General features: G+C 62.4%; 18 protein-coding genes. All 18 read right to left on the bottom strand.

Annotated elements, in window-relative coordinates; all coding sequences use genetic code 11:
* Positions 1 to 133 precede the first annotated feature (133 nt).
* The 18 genes from BUB53_RS15895 to BUB53_RS15810 all read right to left on the bottom strand — a co-directional run bounded on the left by BUB53_RS15895 (position 134) and on the right by BUB53_RS15810 (position 17,430).
* Positions 134 to 1,762, bottom strand: a complete 1,629-nt coding sequence (locus BUB53_RS15895) for a Na/Pi cotransporter family protein (protein ID WP_073035802.1) — start codon at positions 1,760 to 1,762, stop codon at positions 134 to 136.
* An 18-nt stretch (positions 1,763 to 1,780) separates the two neighbouring features.
* Complete coding sequence (locus tag BUB53_RS15890; protein WP_073035800.1) at positions 1,781 to 2,437, bottom strand: peroxiredoxin; 657 nt, start codon at positions 2,435 to 2,437, stop codon at positions 1,781 to 1,783.
* Positions 2,438 to 2,497: 60 nt separating this feature from the next.
* A complete protein-coding gene (locus BUB53_RS15885) occupies positions 2,498 to 2,977 on the bottom strand; it encodes an Lrp/AsnC family transcriptional regulator (RefSeq protein ID WP_073035797.1) in 480 nt (159 codons plus the stop codon).
* Entirely contained in the window at positions 2,974 to 3,333 is a 360-nt protein-coding gene (locus BUB53_RS22795) for a hypothetical protein (RefSeq protein ID WP_159437846.1), read from the bottom strand. Before BUB53_RS22795 ends, BUB53_RS15885 begins: the two co-directional genes overlap by 4 nt.
* 15 nt (positions 3,334 to 3,348) lie before the next feature.
* The gene (locus BUB53_RS15875; protein ID WP_073035793.1) at positions 3,349 to 4,068 is read right to left on the bottom strand and encodes a sulfate/molybdate ABC transporter ATP-binding protein; all 720 of its coding nucleotides are present in this window, start codon (positions 4,066 to 4,068) and stop codon (positions 3,349 to 3,351) included.
* An 11-nt stretch (positions 4,069 to 4,079) separates the two neighbouring features.
* Complete coding sequence (gene cysW / locus BUB53_RS15870; protein WP_073035791.1) at positions 4,080 to 4,949, bottom strand: sulfate ABC transporter permease subunit CysW; 870 nt, start codon at positions 4,947 to 4,949, stop codon at positions 4,080 to 4,082.
* A 293-nt stretch (positions 4,950 to 5,242) separates the two neighbouring features.
* On the bottom strand, positions 5,243 to 6,082 hold the full coding sequence (gene cysT / locus BUB53_RS15865; RefSeq protein WP_073035789.1) for a sulfate ABC transporter permease subunit CysT: 840 nt from the start codon (positions 6,080 to 6,082) through the stop codon (positions 5,243 to 5,245).
* Between the two features lie 3 nt (positions 6,083 to 6,085).
* On the bottom strand, positions 6,086 to 7,282 hold the full coding sequence (locus tag BUB53_RS15860) for a sulfate ABC transporter substrate-binding protein (protein ID WP_084729209.1): 1,197 nt from the start codon (positions 7,280 to 7,282) through the stop codon (positions 6,086 to 6,088).
* A 190-nt stretch (positions 7,283 to 7,472) separates the two neighbouring features.
* The gene (locus BUB53_RS15855; protein WP_073035787.1) at positions 7,473 to 7,940 is read right to left on the bottom strand and encodes an RrF2 family transcriptional regulator; all 468 of its coding nucleotides are present in this window, start codon (positions 7,938 to 7,940) and stop codon (positions 7,473 to 7,475) included.
* A gap of 138 nt (positions 7,941 to 8,078) precedes the next feature.
* Positions 8,079 to 8,693, bottom strand: coding sequence for a LysE family translocator (locus BUB53_RS15850; RefSeq protein WP_073035785.1), 615 nt, complete (start codon positions 8,691 to 8,693; stop codon positions 8,079 to 8,081).
* Between the two features lie 2 nt (positions 8,694 to 8,695).
* Positions 8,696 to 9,145, bottom strand: a complete 450-nt coding sequence (locus BUB53_RS15845; protein ID WP_073035783.1) for an Lrp/AsnC family transcriptional regulator — start codon at positions 9,143 to 9,145, stop codon at positions 8,696 to 8,698.
* Positions 9,146 to 9,371: 226 nt separating this feature from the next.
* Entirely contained in the window at positions 9,372 to 11,873 is a 2,502-nt protein-coding gene (locus tag BUB53_RS15840) for a glycosyltransferase (RefSeq protein WP_073035781.1), read from the bottom strand.
* A gap of 23 nt (positions 11,874 to 11,896) precedes the next feature.
* Entirely contained in the window at positions 11,897 to 12,784 is an 888-nt protein-coding gene (locus tag BUB53_RS15835) for an HAD family hydrolase (protein ID WP_073035779.1), read from the bottom strand.
* A 61-nt stretch (positions 12,785 to 12,845) separates the two neighbouring features.
* A complete protein-coding gene (locus BUB53_RS15830; RefSeq protein ID WP_159437845.1) occupies positions 12,846 to 13,532 on the bottom strand; it encodes a sulfotransferase family 2 domain-containing protein in 687 nt (228 codons plus the stop codon).
* 263 nt (positions 13,533 to 13,795) lie between these two features.
* Complete coding sequence (locus BUB53_RS15825; protein WP_073035774.1) at positions 13,796 to 14,176, bottom strand: hypothetical protein; 381 nt, start codon at positions 14,174 to 14,176, stop codon at positions 13,796 to 13,798.
* A complete protein-coding gene (locus BUB53_RS15820; protein WP_073035772.1) occupies positions 14,173 to 14,487 on the bottom strand; it encodes a hypothetical protein in 315 nt (104 codons plus the stop codon). Before BUB53_RS15820 ends, BUB53_RS15825 begins: the two co-directional genes overlap by 4 nt.
* A gap of 11 nt (positions 14,488 to 14,498) precedes the next feature.
* The gene (locus BUB53_RS15815) at positions 14,499 to 15,815 is read right to left on the bottom strand and encodes a DUF2793 domain-containing protein (RefSeq protein WP_073035770.1); all 1,317 of its coding nucleotides are present in this window, start codon (positions 15,813 to 15,815) and stop codon (positions 14,499 to 14,501) included.
* Between the two features lie 118 nt (positions 15,816 to 15,933).
* Complete coding sequence (locus BUB53_RS15810; protein ID WP_073035768.1) at positions 15,934 to 17,430, bottom strand: calcium-binding protein; 1,497 nt, start codon at positions 17,428 to 17,430, stop codon at positions 15,934 to 15,936.
* Positions 17,431 to 17,517 lie beyond the last annotated feature (87 nt).

Genomic DNA, 17,517 nt, shown 5'->3' with positions numbered 1-17,517 from the left:
TATTTGAATTCCAAAGTGAGGGCGAAAACGAGAAGGATGTTCTCCGGCAGGGGTATCCATATGCCGTCGACTCTGGAAAACCGGGAGCATGGCCGCTTTCCCCAAGTCCGGGCGGTGACCGGCCGCCGATTCGCTAGCTGTTGCGCAACCGGCTTTCGATCAGGAGACCTTCTTCGTCCAGAATCGGATGGGCGACCGCAACAAGGTGCGCGTTGATCCGCTTCAGATCGCGCAGGATGTCGAGATGGAGCGAGGAGGTTTCCTGCGTTTGCTGGTGCCCTTCGCGCAATCGCAGCAGATGGCGCTGCGCCGACTGGTGTTCCCGATGCCGGATTTCGACCTTCTGTTCGATCAGCTGTCGCGCAAGATCGGTGTCGCGTGTCATGAAGATCGTCTGCGCCATTCGCAAGGTCTCGGCCGTCATCAGGAACATCGCGTCCAGTTCCTGATATCCGGCATCCGAGAACCGGAGTTGCAATCCGATCTTCTTGCGCACGTTCTGGGCAAGCCCTTTGTCGATGATGTCGCCGACATGTTCGAGATTGATCACGTAGTCGAGGATCGTGATCGACCGGCGCCGGTCATGTTCGTCCGCATCGCGGCCGAGCCGGGACAGATAGGTTTTCACTTGTTGCTGGTGCAGGTCCACCCGGTTTTCCAGCGTGCTGACCTCGGACAGCGGGCTGGCGTCGTTCTTCGTGAAAGCCAGCCGCGTCAGGTCCAGCATACGGGCGATGTCGTCGCCGATTGCCAGCGCTTGCCGACTGGCCCCCGCAAGGGCAAGAAGCGGCAGTTCGAGCGCCTGTTCGTCAAGCCATTGCGGCGCGCCGTCGCCATTGGGCTCCGGCTCGGGAAAAATGCGTTCCAGGCTGCGCGAGAGTGGACCCGCGAAAGGCGCGATGCATATGGCCAGCAGGATGTTGAAGGCAAGATGCACCTCGACGGCCAGTCCGGTCATCGGGAAAGGAACTGCCGCCAGCACATCGCCGAACTGCCCGGCGATTGGCAGAACCAGCAGGCACCCGACCGCGCGCACGACCAGGTTTCCCAGTGTCAGTCGGCGCGCGGGGGCGCCGGATTTCGCCGTCACCATGGCCGGTGGGATCGCCCCGCCCAGGTTCGCGCCCAGGACCAGAACCACGCACAGGCCCGTGGGCACGTCCAGAGACAGCACCAGCAGCACCGCCGCCAGCGAGGACGAACAGATAGCGGCAATACCGGCGGCGAACAGCAAGGCCACCGGCCATGCCGTGTTGAGCATCGTCAGGAACGCCGCCATCTCTCCCGACTCGCGCAACGGCTGCGTTCCCGCGTCCAGCAACGTCAGAGATAGCAGCATCAGGCCCAGCCCGATCAGGGCGCGTCCGCTGCCGCTCACGACCGGCCTGTCACGGCGGCTTGCCACGAAACCGGCCAGGATCAGGGCCGGGGCAATGGCGCCGATCCCCATCGAGATGATCAGGGCGGTCAGCGCGGTCCCGACATTCGCGCCAAGCAGCACGATCTGGGACATCCGCCCGCCGATCAGTTGCCGGTCGAGAAACGAAGCGGTCAGAAGCGCAGTCGAGGTCGAGGATTGCAGCCCCAGCGTTGCGACGAGCCCGGCAAGAAAGGCACGCGGCCCAGTCCGGGTGCCAAGGCCAAGTGCCGTCTTCAGCCGGATACCGAAGGCCACGGTGATCCCGTCCCGCACGAGGCCCAGCCCGAACAGGAGCAAGGCGACCGCGCCGCCAATCTGCAGGAAGACAACAATTGAGGCCATCGCGTTCCCTGTTGTGTGTCACTCCGGTTGTTTCGTGGTCCGAAGGTAGGGTAGCACCTTGTCAAAGCCACCGAAACGGCTTGCTGCGTCTTCATCCGACACTGCGGCGGTTACGATCACGTCCTCGCCCTGTTTCCAGTTCGCGGGCGTGGCCACCTGGTGTTCCGCGGTCAGCCGGATAGAATCCAGTGCCCGCAGGATCTCGTCGAAATTCCGACCGGTCGTCATCGGGTAGGTCAGAGACAGCTTGATCCGCTTGTCCGGTCCGACGATAAACACCGTGCGCACGGTCGCGTTATCCGCGGGCGTGCGGCCCTCCGAACTGCCCTCCAGCGATGCGGGCAGCATGTCGTAGAGTTTGGCCACCTTCAGGTCCGGGTCTCCGATCATCGGATAGCCGACGGAATGGCCGGTGGCGGTTTCGATGTCCACCTTCCATTTCTCGTGGCTCTCAACCGGGTCGACCGAGATGCCGATGATCCTGGCGTTGCGCTTGGCGAACTCGGGCGCAAGGCCCGCTATCAGCCCCAACTCGGTGGTGCAGACCGGTGTGAAGTCCTTGGGGTGGCTGAACAGCACCGCGTAACCGTCGCCGATCCATTCGTGGAAACGGATCGGGCCTTCGGTGGTGTCAGCGTCGAAATCGGGCGCGATGTCATTGATACGCAGGGACATTTTGGTTTTTCTCCTAAGCTGAATGTTTCAATTCCTGCGCCCGGCCGGTCGCCGTAACGCTCATACCGTTTCCACGTCGATGGGCCATGCGGTCGTGTTTCTGATGGTCTCCATCGAGAATTTCGATGTGATGTTCCGGCATGGCAACGCGCGGGTCAGTTGCAGGTAGAACTCGTCAAAGGTCGTCATGTCCGGCACGGCGACTTTCAGAAGATAGTCGATATCGCCCGCAAGGCGATGCACCTCGACAATGGCCGGGAAACGGGGGATCACCTTGCGGAACTCCGCACGCCATTCCGGTGTGTGGTCCGAGGCCTCGATCTCGACAAAGACGGTCAGGCCCAGGCCGATCCGCGCGGGATCGACCAGCGCGACCCGGCCGGTGATGATGCCCGCGGCCTCGAGCTTTTGCACCCGCTTCCAGCAAGGGGTCTGTGACAGGCCGACGCGCTCCGCCAGTTGGGCCACGGGTAGCGTTGCGTCCTGCATCAGCTGATCCAGAATTTTCCGGTCGATCCTGTCGAGCGTGAGGTCACTCATTTGTACTGTTCCATCATCCGTTTCGTCCAGGGGGGCGCAAGCCGTGCGAAGGTTTCCCGCTCGGCCTGCGCAAGGAGCCGGGGGTCCGGCCCGTCCGGTTCAAGTCCGATCTCGTGCAACCGCTGATGCAGGAGGGCCTGCCAAGCCGGGTCGCACCATCCGTTCCAGGGCGCGGGCATGACGATTGTCCGCAACCGGCATTGCGCCTCGGGGTGGTTGCGCCAGACGCAGGCCCATTTCGGCCCGGCGGTGCGCAGTGACCACCCGGCCACCATTCTGCGCCGCACCGGCGTCGTCGTGAGCCACAGCGCCGCACGAAGCCAGACCGGGGCACCTGCTGGAGATTGCGGGCACATCGCATTCAGCCGATCCTAGGCCGCCGTGAAACTGCGGACGAAATCGCTGGCGGGGTTGGCCCGGATGTCCGAGGGCTTGCCCACTTGTTCGATCCGGCCCATCGACATGACCACCACCAGATCGGCCAGTTCCATGGCTTCTTCCTGATCGTGGGTAACGAACACGGTGGTCAGGCCCGTCGTGTCGTGGATTTCGCGCAGGCCCTGGCGCAGTTCCTTGCGGACCTTGGCGTCGAGCGCGCCGAAGGGCTCGTCAAGCAGCAGCATTCGCGGCTCGATGGCCAGCGCGCGGGCAAGGGCGACCCTCTGACGCTGACCGCCGGACAACTGGCTGGGATAGCGCGACCCGATATCGGGAAGCTGGATCAGGTCCAGCAGCCGGTTGACACGCCGCCCGATCTCGGCCCCGGTGGGGCGTTCGTGACGTTTGCGCGCACGCAGACCGTAGGCGACATTCTCGAACACGGTCATGTGCCGGAACAGGGCGTAATGCTGGAACACGAACCCGGCGCGGCGCTCCTGCACACTCATCCCGGTTGCATCCGTCCCGTCGAACAGCACCCGCCCCGAGGTCGGGAACTCCAGCCCCGCAAGGATGCGCAAAAGGGTTGTCTTGCCCGAGCCCGACGGTCCCAGAAGTGCGATCAGCGCACCCGAGGGGATTGAGAGAGACACCGGATGCAGGGCGCGTTCGGTCCCGAATTCCTTGGCGATTTCTTCGATTTCGACAAACATGGGATATCCTTTCAATGGCGTCGCGTGGCGGCCAGCAGATCTGCATAGCGCCATTCGAGCAGGGATTTCAGGAACAATGTGACCAGCGCCAGCAGCGCCAGCGCGGCGGCCAGCGAAAAGGCCGCGACCGAAAGATACTCGTTGTAGAGCATCTCGATCATGATCGGCATGGTGGTGGTCTCGCCCCGGATCTTGCCCGAGATCACGGCCACCGCGCCGAATTCCCCCATCGCACGCGCGTTGCACAACAGCACGCCATAGAGCAGCGCCCAGCGGATATTCGGCAGGGTCACGGTGAAAAAGGTGCGCCACCCCGACGCGCCCAGCGTCAGCGCTGCCTCTTCCTCGGCGCGGCCCTGTTCCATCATCACCGGGATCAGTTCGCGCGCGACAAAGGGGAAGGTCACGAACATCGTGGCCAGTATGATGCCGGGGAAGGCAAAGACGATCTTGAGGTCATGGGCGATCAGCCACGCCCCGAGCCAGGAATTCGCCCCGAACAGCAGCACCAGCGCCAGCCCCGCCACCACCGGCGAGACCGAGAACGGCAGGTCGATCAGCGTGATCAGGAACGCCTTGCCGCGAAAGTCGAACTTGGTGATCGCCCAGGCGGCGGCGATGCCGAAGACGGCATTGAGTGGCACCGCAATGGCCGCCACGATCAGCGTCAGCCGGATCGCGGCGTGCGCATCGGGCGACGACAGGCCTTCGAGCGAAGCGGCCCATCCCTCGCGAAGGGCCTCGGCGAAAACCGCGATCAACGGCGCGAACAGCAGCACGGCAACAAGCGCCACGACGGTTCCGGTCAGGATGCGACGGGTCAGCCGGGGCTCTGTCGTGACCGGCGTGGCCCGGTGAACAGAGTGTGCGACATCAGACATTTACAAATCTCCCGAAGAGTCGGTGGTCGTCGTGAAATCGGCACCTCGCAGATACGCAGGAGTCCGGTTGCGACGGGCGTTTCGCAGAGACGGAGGCCACGACCAGGAGGAGCCCGCAGGTATTGGCGACAAGCCAGCCCACAACGGCCCAGCCGATCCCGGCCCCCGACAGAAAGACCGCTGCGCCAATGAGAACACTGGCAAACCCGATCGTCCCGGCAAGAACGAACCCCGATCCCGGCGGCAATCCCGTCACTTCGTTTCTCCGGCAGGTGTTCCGGCAGCTTCTGTTCCTAGACATCTCCGATCCTCCGTCTGCTCCAGATCTGGATGGCGTTGATGGCCAGCAGCATCACGAACGAGATCAGCAGCATGGCCAGTCCGATCGCGGTGGCGGCGTCGTAATTGTATTCCTCCAGTCGGATCACGATCAGCAGGGGCGCGATCTCGGTCTGGTAGGGCAGGTTCCCGGCGATGAAGATGACCGAGCCGTACTCGCCCACCGACCGGGCCAGCGCGAGGGCAAAGCCCGTCAGCAGCGCGGGCGTCAGCGTCGGCAGGATCACCCGGCGCAGCGTATAGGCACGGCGCGCGCCCAGCGTGGCGCTGGCCTCTTCCACCTCGCGGTCGACCTCCTCGATCACCGGCTGGACGGTGCGCACCACAAACGGCAATCCGATGAAGATCAGCGCCAGCCAGATACCGATCTCGGTATAGGCCACCTTGATACCGAGCGGCGCCAGAAGCTGTCCGAAGGCACCGTTCGGCGCGTAAAGCGCAGTCAGCGCGATCCCGGCCACCGCCGTTGGCAGGGCAAAGGGCAGGTCGATGGCCGCGTCGATCAGGCGCTGTCCCCAGAACCGGTAGCGCACCAGCACCCAGGCCAGCGCCAGCCCGAAGACAAGGTTGAACAGCGACGCAATCAGGGCCGCCCGGAACGACAGCACCAGCGCCGCGCGGATACGGCGCGAACTGACCATCCCCCACAGCTCGGCCGGGCCGATGGCCAGGCCGTGCCCCAGCAGGGCGATGATCGGCAGAAGGACCACGATGGACAGCATCGCCATCATGATCCCGAAGCTCAGCCCAAACCCCGGCAGGGGTGAGGGCGAGCGGAGAATGCCCGCCCTCATGGCTTACTGCTCCTCGAAAATCTGGTCGAAGATGCCTCCGTCGCCGAAAAACACCGGCTGCACCTCTGCCCAGCCGCCGAATTCGTCGATCGACAGCCGCTCGACCTCGGGGAAGCGGGCGATGTCTTCCTCGGTTGCCGCCGAAGTATCCCATGCGCGGTAGAAGTTCTTCAGCGCCAGTGCCTGCGCTTCGGGACTGTAAAGATGCTCCAGATAGGCCTCGGCCGCCTCACGCTGCGCGTCCGAGGTGATGTTCCCGTCCACCAGCGTCACCGGCGGTTCCGCCAGCATGGAAACCGAGGGCACTACGATATCGAAGGCATCCTCGCCCTGTTCGGCCAGTGCAAGAAACGCCTCGTTTTCCCAGGCCAGCAGCACATCACCGATCCCGCGCTGGGTAAAGGTGTTGGTCGACCCCCGCGCGCCCGTGTCGAGCACCGGCACATTGCGGTAAAGCGACGCCATGTAGGCGCGGGCCTGATCCTCGTCGCCGTCAAATTCCTCAAGCGCCCAGGCCCAGGCGGCCATGAAGTTCCAGCGCGCGCCACCCGAGGTTTTGGGGTTCGGGGTGATGACTTCGACGCCATCGTTGGCCAGATCGTCCCAGTCCGCGATCCCCTTGGGGTTGCCGTCGCGCACAAGGAAAACGATGGTCGAGGTATAGGGCGACGAATTGTGCGGCAGGCGCGATTGCCAGTCCTCGGGAATCTTGCCGCTGCGGTCGGCGATAGCCGAGATATCCGCCGACAGCGCAAGGGTTACGACGGTCGCTTCCAGCCCGTCGATCACGGACCGGGCCTGCCCGCCGGAGCCGCCATGCGACTGGCGAAGCGTAACCGCCTCATGGCCTTCGCCGGTCCACCACGCGTTGAAAAGCTCGTTGTACTGCCGGTAGAACTCGCGTGTCGGATCGTAGGACACATTCAGGATTTCAACCGGGTCCTGCGCCCGGGCGGCAGGCACGTTCCCGAATGTCACCGCAAGCGCGCTGACCGCCGCGAACAGGCCTGTTTTCCAGCGCGGAGCCGTGAGCGCGCGCAGAAAGGGCGATTTGCCGTGGGAAACGCTATGCCGTCTTGTGACGGGCGTACCGATAAGAATGCGTCCTCCCGCATCGATTTCGATACGACCGTCGCCCAGACTTCGGATGAATTTGCCCTGCGCAAGCGCATGGGGCCCGGTGCTGATGGTATGGATCATTGTGACTTCCTCTGCTGAACACGGTCATCGTCATTCGTGTCAGGCTGGCGGGACGGTTGCGCCGGACCGGATCGAACGCTCCGGAAATCCGGCGAAAACCATCGGCGCCGCCTGACACCTAAATAACGACAGAGTTAGTCGTGTATTGCAAAGGAAAAATCACGTCTAATTTGATCGTGATTTTAGAAGATTATTCCCCTGCCGCGATTTCAGGCAGGTTGAAACGCTCCAGAGGCTGCGAATCTTCCATCAGATCGGCCAGCGTGAGCGATTCGATCATCAGGATGTAGGTGGAGTAGAATCCGCCGAACACGGCGCGCACCCGGCAGGTGACTTCGTCCTTGCAGTCCTCGCAGCGTTGATAGGCCTTGCGCGACAGACAGGGCAATGGCGCCATCGGCCCGTCGATCAGGCGCAGGATTTCAGCAAGGGAAACCCGCCGGGGGTCTTTGATCAGTTCATACCCGCCCTTGCGTCCCCGCCGGCTGCCGATCAGCCCGGCCCGCTTGAGATCCAGCAGGATGTGCTCCAGAAACCGTTTCGGTGCCCCTGATCGTTCGGCGATCTCCTCGATCCGCAGGGCCGTGCCATCGCCGGCTTTTTCGTCGGCCAGCACCATGAGGGACTTGAGGGCATATTTTGTTTTTTGAGTAATCATTCGGTGACCGCAACCCTTGATATGCGACTAATTGGATCAAGTTTATCAAGATCAGGGTGAAATGCGAGCCCTACCATAAGACTCGGCGGTCGGTATTCAGGCTCAGCTATCTTTCAGGGTGTCAACGTGGCCACTCTGTCAGACCAAGGCCGATGCCACCGCCCAGACGCCAAAGCCGATCAGCACCGCGCCGGACAGGCGCGAGACCCAGATCGTGAAACCTTCGGGCAGGCGGTGATGCACCAGCGCGACACCGCCGCTGAGCAGGCCCCACCACAGCATCGACCCGGCAAAGACTCCCGCCACCACCGGCCATGCGCCTGTAAACCCCGAGGCCGAGGCGAGCCCCAGCCCGGCGAACAACGCCGCGAAGGACAGAATCGTCATCGGGTTGGTGATCGTCAGCAGGAAGGTTGCCGCAGTCGTGCCCAGCAGATCGCGCGCCGATATCTTCGCCGCCGCGTGGGGCGGTTTCGGCGTCAGGCTTTTCCAGCCCAGCCACAGCATGAACGCCCCGCCGATCAGCCGCAGCGGCGTGTCGATCTGCGTCAGCATGCCTGAGAACGCCGCAAATCCCATGGCAGCCAGTGTCGCGTAGACACCATCGGCCAGCGCCGTGCCCAGGCCGCCCGCCGCCCCGGCTACGAAACCGCGCTCCAGCGTGCGATTGATGCAAAGCGCCCCGATCGGGCCAAGCGGCGCGGCGATGGCCAGCCCGAGAAGAACGGACTTCAGGAACAGGGCGGGGTCCATGGTTACATGTCCTTTGGCGTAAACGAGCCGGGCACGGGCGAGGACAGGGCGATCACGGTTTCGCTGCGCCCGAGGAAACGATGCTCTTTCAGGTCGGCCAGAAACCCCTCGATCTCGGGCGGGGCGCTCACGCGGAGCTTGACCAGGTAGGCCCATGCCCCGGTGACATGATGGCATTCCAGGATCAGCGGGTGGTTTGCCGCATATTCGCGAAAAGCCGTTTCATCCGCGTCTTCGCGCAGCGCGATCCAGACGAACACAAGCGTCTGCATCCCCATCGCCGCCGGATCGAGATCGAGGGTAAACCGGCGAATGGCGCCCGAGGCGGTCAGCCGCCGGATGCGCTCGTTCACGCTGGACGGGGCCAGCCCGACACTGCCGCCGATATCCGCCAGCGATCTTTTCGCATCCAGGGCCAGAAGACCGATGATTTTGAGGTCAATGTCATCCATGTGCGTAAATTACACTGTAAAATTTATATTTCAACATAAATTATTCTACTTTGTAAAAGTATGACATCATTATTTACGGCCAAACTCCTTTGCCGCCTCATCCTGTAAGGCAACCCGCCCGTTTGCGGCGGGGGGCTTTGGGCTGTACTGGCAAATGGTTCGGCGCATATCTTCATACACCGGAGACGGTTCTCCGGTGTTTTCAGATCGTCCGAGGCAAACCCTTCTACGGTGTTTTGCAATAGGGACGTTCCCGTCCTTCCTTACGGCCGTTCGTCAGGTAATGCACATATCCCGAGGGGATACTGCCACTGTCGACTGCGGCTTTGACATCGGGATTCAGCTTCAGATAGGTTTCTTCGTCGAATTGCGGTTGTATGGCGACGGGGATATTCCCCGAGGCCAGAATCTGAACCAACGCGTCGATGGGCGCATTGGGGTCTGCCGGATCAGGAGTTTGCTTCTCGTGATCGTTCCGGTTCATTTCCGCGCGCTGGATATGCACAAGAAGCCACAGCCTGTCGATTTCGGCGGTGTCTGTCCTGTTCTGGTTTTCTTGCGGTGCGGTGTTGGTTTCGACCGCATGTTCCAGTTGACCGATGCGTGTGCCGACCGCATCCAGCCGGTTGCGGATATCCGTTGCGAAATAGGCCGAGATCGCCGCCGCGGCCAGCGGGCTGCTGTTGCCATACTGACGCATGAACATGTTGCGGAAGACCGAGGCAAATTCCTCGTGTTTGCTTTGGCCGCCGACAACCGAATTGGCGTAGATACCCTGACGGGAACTGTCGCCGAAATCACGGTGGTAATAATACGCCAGCGGTTCCGGCATGACCTTGATGTCCGAGCGCAGCACGAATTCGAGGTTGAAATACCAGTCCCCGAGAACCGGAAGCTCCTCATTGTAACCGCCAATGTCGTCATAGACGCTGCGCCGGTAGAGGAAACTGATGGGGGCAAACAGGTTCTGGGCCAGCAATTCGGACAGGTGGATGTTGCGCACCCAGTTCATATAGGGCTTGCGGGCGTGTTCGATCACCTCGTCGCCGCGAATTTCCTCGGACACGTATTCCGATCCCGTGACAACGCCGTCATAGCGTTTGCCGCCGGACCCTTCGAGGAACCTGACCGTCTTTTCCAGAAACTGCGGATGCAGGGAATCGTCGTCGTCGTGGATGATGATGTAATCGCTGTCGACGCTGCGGATACCGACATTCGAGGCCGCTTCCATGCCAAGGCTGCGCGCATTCGAAACCAGATGAATCTTGCGCCGGTCCACTGTACTTTGCGCAATCACCTCGCGCACCACGTCTTCGTCGCCGCCATCGTTCACCACGACCCAGATATAAGAATCATAGGTTTGCTGCGCCACGCTGTCGGCGGCCCGCCGCAGCAGGATCGGCCGGTTCTTGGTGCGTGTGACGATCGCCACCAGAGGGCCCTTGGGCAGGTCCGCGTCGATCGCGGCGGTTTGCGTGGCGGCGTCCGTTCCCAACGGATCGAAATGGGATGTGTTGTCTTCCTGTCCGCTCACCCGGTTTTGCAGGCTTTCGCGGAACGCGCCCGTGTATTCCAGGGCGATCTGGCCCTGAGGCCACAGCGCGCGCTGAATGCGCTGATCCACATTGAGATCCGAGGCAAGCGCATTGCCATCGGGTTCGATCAGAACCGGAACGTCCAGATCCTTGCCGAAATCCGCCGACCTGTCCTTGCACAGAACGGCCAGGGCCTCTTCGCGGGTGGGCCGGGCAAGGATACGGGCCAGTTCAGGCACCGCCTGTTGATGGTTTGCGATGATCGCTGCCGGGCCAAGGCCCGCATGATCGCGCAGATAGGCCTCGACATGCAGGAACAGGGCGTCGCGTTCGGGATCGACCCGTTCGTTCAGATTGGCCTGGATCTGGTCTTGCGCCACGTCGTCGTTCGGGCCGCCCGTGATTTCCTCGATCGAGGGGCCGTTCGGCTCCAGCAGGGTCTCGAACAGGTGGCGATGCAGCGTGATCGCGGTTTCGGGTCTGTCCGGGTCATAGCTTTCGGACTGGAACAGCAGGCCGATCACCTTGTCGGCGATCTTGGCGTCATGGGCAGGTGTCAGGATGCGGCCCACATACAGGCCGTGCCAGTCCAGCGACGGAAAGGCGCGATGCAGAATGCTTTGCGACGTGCCCTGCCAGCCACTGTCGATCAGCACCACATCGGTCGAATCGCCGATCAGCGACGTGAGATAGGTATCGAACGAGTCGCTGCACCCGCGCAGATAGGCATCGACGGGTTCGACAAGCGGATGATCGCTTTTCAGCCAGCCAGGAAAATTGAACCCATGCGCATCGAACACGGTGTCCTGCAACAGGTCTTCGTTCGCGTTCAGAAAGGTCTGATCGTGGCGGAACAATCCCCTGATCAGTTCACGCATCGGCTGGTGGTAGTATTCCCGCGCGATGATCTCGGCGGCATATTGGGGGTTATGGGCATAGGTGCCCTTGCACAGCGCCAGACGCGAGATCCAGAACATGTTGTGACGATCGCCGGCCTGACGGCCCAGACCGTCGAGATACAGGTCGTACAACCGGCGAATCCGCACTCCCGCCCGCGCACAATACAGGAAACTGGTGCTGCCCTTGTCGAAGAAATGCACATGCTGGTCCAGCGCCAGCAGCCAGCGATGCACGACAGGTCCAAGGCAATCATAGCCAACGTGCCGGATCATTTCGTCAGAATTTTGCGCCATGTCTTTTCGGTCCGGGGTCTGGGTCATTTGGGCATCGCAATGTCGATATCGACATTGAACGTCTCGCGCAGCATGGTGGCCGTTTTCGCATGATCCTTGCGCCGCTCAAGGATGTCGGCCTGCGCCAGCGGCAGGTGCAGCGCCTGCCAGCCCTGCCGGATCGGCTGCGCCACATCCCCGCGGAAACTGTCGCCGATATGAACGAATTCGCCGGGTGCGGCCTGCATCTCTTCCTGCATGTTCCGGAATATCCCGCCCGAGGCTTTGGACACCTTGGTATCGGCGCTGGACAAGAGGAAATCGTATTGCTTCGAGGAAATGCCCAGAAGATTCAGCAGCTGTGTGACCTGTTCGGCATGCATGTACATGTCGGTCAGCAAGACCACCCGGCCACCGCGGGCCCGGTGGCGGGCGGCGTAGTCCACAAGGAACGGATTCGGTTCGATCCGCGCTGATTCGTACTCCAGTTCTGCCTCGACAAAGGGCGAAGACATCTCGCCGCCACCGGTCAGGATGCGGCTGGCCGTGGCGTGGATTTCCAAAAGCGATCCTTCGCGGCAGCCCCTGATCTTGCCCGAGGCGCGATAGGTGGCCTTGGTGCCCAGATGACGCGCCACAAAGGCATCGACCTGCGCGATATCCCGCCCGGTATGCGACGTGGCCAGATCGGCCATCTTGCCGCCGATCTCGTAAAAGCGGGTTATCTCGGATGAATTGTCCCGCAAAACCAGTGTGTCGAATATATCCATCGACAAAATGCGATCCCCGTCCAGCATGCGATCCAGACGATCCGCCAGCCGTGCGGTGAAATCCTTGTCGGAAAACAAGTCCCGCCGACCCGTTTTTGCCTGGGTCAGCAGGTTTTCGATCTCGTCGAAACGATGCAAACTCGTTACATCTGTGTCCCTCATGGTTTCCCCGTTTACCGTGAAAAGCGTTCGGGCATTGCTATGTCAGGTTGTATCCCGAAGTTCAAAGCAATTTATGGGACCAGCCGTATCCAAAGTTGTGAAAGTCGAGTTCGTAGATTTCCTTGATCAAAGAAACGGCGTTTTCTGTCATGAATTCATCGAGTTTGCCCGATGCGCCGGTTGCATGACGGCTTACATTCCGGGACGGCACATTTATGCCGAGGAACGCCTTTATGCTCTCAAACTGGGGTCCGAACAGCTCGAAACGGCCGATAAAGGAATACTTGTATCGCCGGGGCCGCAACAGGAATGTCTGGGTGGCCCAATGGATGTCGCGTTCCATGTCGTCCTGGGCGCGGACCGCTTCCAGAAACTCGATGAAGGTTGGCGGCGTTTCAGGATCGAATCCCAACTGGCCGGACAACCGCTGGCGCTCCCATTCGTTGGTGGCGAACTTGTCCAGATAACATGACAGCGCGCGGGAAAACGGGTTTCGCACAAAACAGAACTTGAACGTGTCGGGATCGTCGTTCAGCGCCTTGAACTCGCCGGGCGCGTCGGTGATCCGAAGCAGCGGCGAGGCATCCCTGTCATGAACATTCCCCGTGACAGGCTCGCCGGTCGCATCCATTTGCAGATCGTGTTTGATCGTCGTGCAGGCCACCTTGGGGGTTTCGACATAGATATAGTTGCGGCCTCTCGTCCAATGGACAAGGTAGTTTGCTGTTGCCGGCCGATTGGCAAACAAAGCCTTTATGTATTCCTGCGTCTCCAACGTATCCGCTCCACTCGAAATTGAACCAGAATGTAGCTAACAGCCGGACCACAGGCGGTCAACGAAAGACGGCAGGGATGCTACATCATGACAGGCGTTCGTTTGTCGCATCACGGCGGTTTTCTACTGATTGCACATATTCGGGGCAAGGCGGGAATGGCTGGCAACATCTGCCGGGGTGCGGCCGCCGGGCCTGTCTTCAGCGCCCGGCGGACATTGGAAATAAGCTGCCGCAATCAGACCCGCGCGGCAAGGGCGGCGACGCTGGCGGGCAGGGTGGGCCATGCCGTGTCGTCGCGATAGGGCGCGTGCGGGTCTGTGCCCAGCTCCGCGCAGGCCGCCCGCATCCGCGCGATCCAGTCCCGTGTCGCCGCCGCACCGGCGATATCCTCCGCCAACAGGCCCAAAGCCGCTTCGGCCCCGTCCGGATCGAGGCCCGACGCCAATGCGTTGGCGTGGCTCGCGATGGCCTGCGCGATATTGGTCTGCACCTCGAAAGGCAGGGCGCTCAGAATGCGTCGGCGGCACTCTGCCTTGACGGCATCGCGATGCGCGGCAAGCCGCCGGTCCGCCGCATCCCCGGCGCTGATGATCCGCGAGAAATCTATATTGCTCATGGCCGGGGCTCCTCGATGTCATAGGCGGGCAGGTCGACCGGCCCGTCGTCGTTCAGGGTGATCGGTTCGGGATGACGGGTCGTGCCGGGTGCGTTCGCGCCATGCGGCAGGATCAGCGGGATGTGCAGGCGGCCCTCCTTGCGGCTGACCTCCCCTGCGATCCAGTCCGACCTGACCGCATCGCCGGGCAGGGTGGCCCCCTCGGGCAGGGCGGCAAAATCGAATTCTTCGCCGTTGATCGTCAGAACATCGCCCTGCCGCGACAGGGTCAGGGGTGCATTGCTGCGTGTGGGTGAAAACGTGATTATCATCTGATCTCTCCTCAGAACCAGCGGCCAATCGCCATGGTGCGGGCAAACTGCTGCGTCGAAACCGAGGCCGGGCAAAACAGTCTCATCCAGCAAGATGTCGTGCCCGATCCCGAAGAACTGCCGATGATTCGGGTATCGCCGCCATCAACCGTAACGACCGGGTTTGCCGAAAAGCTGGCCGGAAAAGTCCAGGGAAACGCGGCACTTTCAAAGACCGAACCGACTGCACTGGAAATGGACGGAACGCTCAGACTCCCGAATGACCAGCATATCTGCGTCCCGTCGGCAAAGCGTACGTACTCGCCATTGGCGTTGCTGCCGCGTTCGATCACCGCCCCTGTCGGAACGCCGCCCGTCTGGCTGGCCGTGCCGACAAGATTGGCACTGGAATAGGCCTCTGCCCAGGTTGTCCACGCGGTGCCGTTCCAGCCACGCTGATACTGCTTGTTGGTGCCGTCCATCATGGCGATCTGAACGGTGTTCCCATGCGGCGCACCGCCGCCACGCCGTATGCAAATCAGGTTGAATGCCGTTACCGGCTTGTCGCCCGTCGCATCGCCGCGAATCCGATAGAACCCGGTCGGCAGTTGCGCCGGATCGTCGATATCGCCGCTGAATTCGATCGTCGAGCCGCCCAACCCGAAGGCCCCGACGCGCATCAACCGGCCTTCGGTCGTATCCGTGGCGTCGGCCTGCACCGCCGCGCCCGTGGCCCGCCCGCTCTGCCCGTCGAACCGCAAGGCACTGGTCCAGGCCGCGCCATCCGGGCTGATCCTGATCGAGAAATCGTTATCTCCGGTCAGGCCCATCTCGGCATGGCCGGTCCAGCCCGTCTGAAACATCACGCTGGCAGTGTCTGCCGATTCGGCCTTGTTGATCTTCAGCTGATGCCCCGCGCCTTCCCCGGTCAGCAGCGTCGCGGGCGCGGAAACGGTCAGGCGGTTGATGTCGTCCGCCGTCGCGTTGATGCCGATACGGTTCAGGTTCTGCGTCCAGGGCCGCCAGCCCCCCGCGCGCCAGACACGCGGTGCGCCCTGTGCCATGGGAACGGCCAGCCACCCGTCTTGCGGCTGTAGGAAGACCCATCCGGCATTGCCGAAAACCGCAAGCTGCCCGCCCTGTCCCGCCCAGCCTCCCAGCGGGGCGTCGCCAAGCGCGAATATCGCGCCCGGCGCGGGATCGGCCGGCGGATCGGTGGCGTCGAAGGCTTCGACCCGCAACTGAACCAGCGCGTCCAGACGCTCCAGCGCTTCGTTATGCGTGACGTGTTTCTGGGCTTGCGATTGCGCTATGTAAGGCAATCCCAGCCGTGCCGAGATTTCTGACATTCCATGCTCCTGGCGATTTGCTGTCCCCCGCGACATTCACCGCCAATCCCTCACGTTTCCCGAGCAGGGCGTTCCATCGCTTAACGCTTCGTCAAGACTCACCCGAGGGCCAGCGGCCTCAGAACAGGATGTCGTCCGCGCCCCAACTGTCGGTTTCGATCGGGTTGCCATCGGCGCTGTGGATGTGCAGCAGCTCGTCGCGCCACGCGATGGTGGCGCCCCAATCCTGCCGGGTCAGCGTCAGGGCCGACAGATCGTACACCATCCCCCAACCGCCCAGGTCGATCCGGTCGATGCCCGGTTGGAAATCGGTGATCGTATCGGGCTGCCCGTCGGCGCGGAACACGAACACATCCGCACCGGCCCCGCCTGTCAGGCTGTCCTGGCCCGTTCCGGCAATCAGCGTGTCCTCCCCGTCCGATCCGAACAGAACATCGTTCCCGTCCCCGCCGATCAGCATGTCGTCCAAAGAGGTGCCTGTCAGGGTATCGTCACCGGGTCCGCCACGCATCGACATGCCCAGATTCGACAGCGGCAACACCAGCTGCGCAATCGCCCCCGCATGGCTGCCCGCCAGAACGATATGCAGGGTGTCACCCGTGACCGCCACGCTGATATCGAGGATATCTCCGATATCCCAGTCCGCGGATTGCCCGATGCTCTGATGATGCCAAAGCTGCCCGTCAGGCAGGACCTCGAACAGGCTCAGCCCCCCGTCCGTGCCGCCCGTCACCACGAATCCCCGGTCTGCGATGCTGAAAACGTCCAGCGAGACCGCCCCGGCAAAGCGCGTGTTGCGGTCGTCATATTCGATATCCTCAAGAAACAAGGCCCCCACCGGGTTGATCCGCACCGATGTCAGCGTCCCGCTTTGCCCCGAAACCCCGACGATATATTGCGCCTCTCCGGCGGTCACGGCTGCGATATCGTTCAGCCCGTCGATCCAAAGCCCGTCCTTCGGCCCCAGCGTGTCGCGCAGGTCCAGCGTTTCGCCATCCTCTATGGCATAGCTGCTCAGCCCGTCCTCGGCGGCGGAACTGACCGCTATGAACTGAGTGCCACCGACCGACAGGGCCACGATATCGGACACCCCTTTCAGCGTGGTCTTGGCCGTTTCCTCTGCCCGGTCCAGCAGCGTGGCCCGATCGGCCCCGTCTTCCAGACGATAGAGGGCCAGACCCGGCCCCGAGGCGGGCGCACCGATCAGCAGGCCGGGATGCCGCTCCGCGGGCAGGGCGGCCAGAACCGACAGGGCCACCGGATCGCCCGCGTCGTCCCGTATCTCTACCGGTGGCAACAGCGCCCCCGACTGATCCGGGCGCAGCAGCGTAAGCCGCCCGCTCATCGCTTCGGGCAGAATCAGAACCTCGCCGCTTGCGGTTTCGGCGGTGGCAAGCTGACTGAACCGGTACACATGATCGGTAAGCCAGCTTTCGCTTCGCACCGTCAGCGTCAGGCTGTCGTCCATGACCATCTGGCGCAGCCCCCCGGTGGCGCTGCTGCCCGCCCATATGACGGTCTGCCCGTCCGGGCCGGTCGCCGGATCGGCCCACAGCCGGTCAAACAGCATCATGTCGCCGCCGCCCAGAAGCGCGCGGAATGTCATCTTGTCCATGTCGCCCCCCACGGGCCGTTGTCGTGCCATCGAACGTGGGCGGCCAACACGGATCAAACGGGCCACGGATGCGGCAGGATCGTGGAG

Source organism: Roseovarius pacificus (genome assembly GCF_900142665.1).
In the GTDB taxonomy this organism is placed as follows: Bacteria; Pseudomonadota; Alphaproteobacteria; order Rhodobacterales; family Rhodobacteraceae; genus Roseovarius; species Roseovarius pacificus.
This window is presented reverse-complemented; position numbering and strand designations above follow the sequence as displayed.

Coding starts and splice junctions, on each gene's coding strand:
- BUB53_RS15875 (WP_073035793.1), bottom strand. CDS start 4,068: ATGTTTGTCGAAATCGAAGAAATCGCCAAGGAATTCGGGACCGAACGC.
- BUB53_RS15890 (WP_073035800.1), bottom strand. CDS start 2,437: ATGTCCCTGCGTATCAATGACATCGCGCCCGATTTCGACGCTGACACC.
- BUB53_RS22795 (WP_159437846.1), bottom strand. CDS start 3,333: ATGTGCCCGCAATCTCCAGCAGGTGCCCCGGTCTGGCTTCGTGCGGCG.
- BUB53_RS15820 (WP_073035772.1), bottom strand. CDS start 14,487: ATGATAATCACGTTTTCACCCACACGCAGCAATGCACCCCTGACCCTG.
- BUB53_RS15895 (WP_073035802.1), bottom strand. CDS start 1,762: ATGGCCTCAATTGTTGTCTTCCTGCAGATTGGCGGCGCGGTCGCCTTG.
- BUB53_RS15810 (WP_073035768.1), bottom strand. CDS start 17,430: ATGGACAAGATGACATTCCGCGCGCTTCTGGGCGGCGGCGACATGATG.
- BUB53_RS15860 (WP_084729209.1), bottom strand. CDS start 7,282: ATGATCCATACCATCAGCACCGGGCCCCATGCGCTTGCGCAGGGCAAA.
- BUB53_RS15845 (WP_073035783.1), bottom strand. CDS start 9,145: ATGGATGACATTGACCTCAAAATCATCGGTCTTCTGGCCCTGGATGCG.
- BUB53_RS15850 (WP_073035785.1), bottom strand. CDS start 8,693: ATGGACCCCGCCCTGTTCCTGAAGTCCGTTCTTCTCGGGCTGGCCATC.
- cysW (WP_073035791.1), bottom strand. CDS start 4,949: ATGTCTGATGTCGCACACTCTGTTCACCGGGCCACGCCGGTCACGACA.
- BUB53_RS15840 (WP_073035781.1), bottom strand. CDS start 11,873: ATGGCGCAAAATTCTGACGAAATGATCCGGCACGTTGGCTATGATTGC.
- BUB53_RS15835 (WP_073035779.1), bottom strand. CDS start 12,784: ATGAGGGACACAGATGTAACGAGTTTGCATCGTTTCGACGAGATCGAA.
- BUB53_RS15855 (WP_073035787.1), bottom strand. CDS start 7,940: ATGATTACTCAAAAAACAAAATATGCCCTCAAGTCCCTCATGGTGCTG.
- cysT (WP_073035789.1), bottom strand. CDS start 6,082: ATGAGGGCGGGCATTCTCCGCTCGCCCTCACCCCTGCCGGGGTTTGGG.
- BUB53_RS15825 (WP_073035774.1), bottom strand. CDS start 14,176: ATGAGCAATATAGATTTCTCGCGGATCATCAGCGCCGGGGATGCGGCG.
- BUB53_RS15815 (WP_073035770.1), bottom strand. CDS start 15,815: ATGTCAGAAATCTCGGCACGGCTGGGATTGCCTTACATAGCGCAATCG.
- BUB53_RS15885 (WP_073035797.1), bottom strand. CDS start 2,977: ATGAGTGACCTCACGCTCGACAGGATCGACCGGAAAATTCTGGATCAG.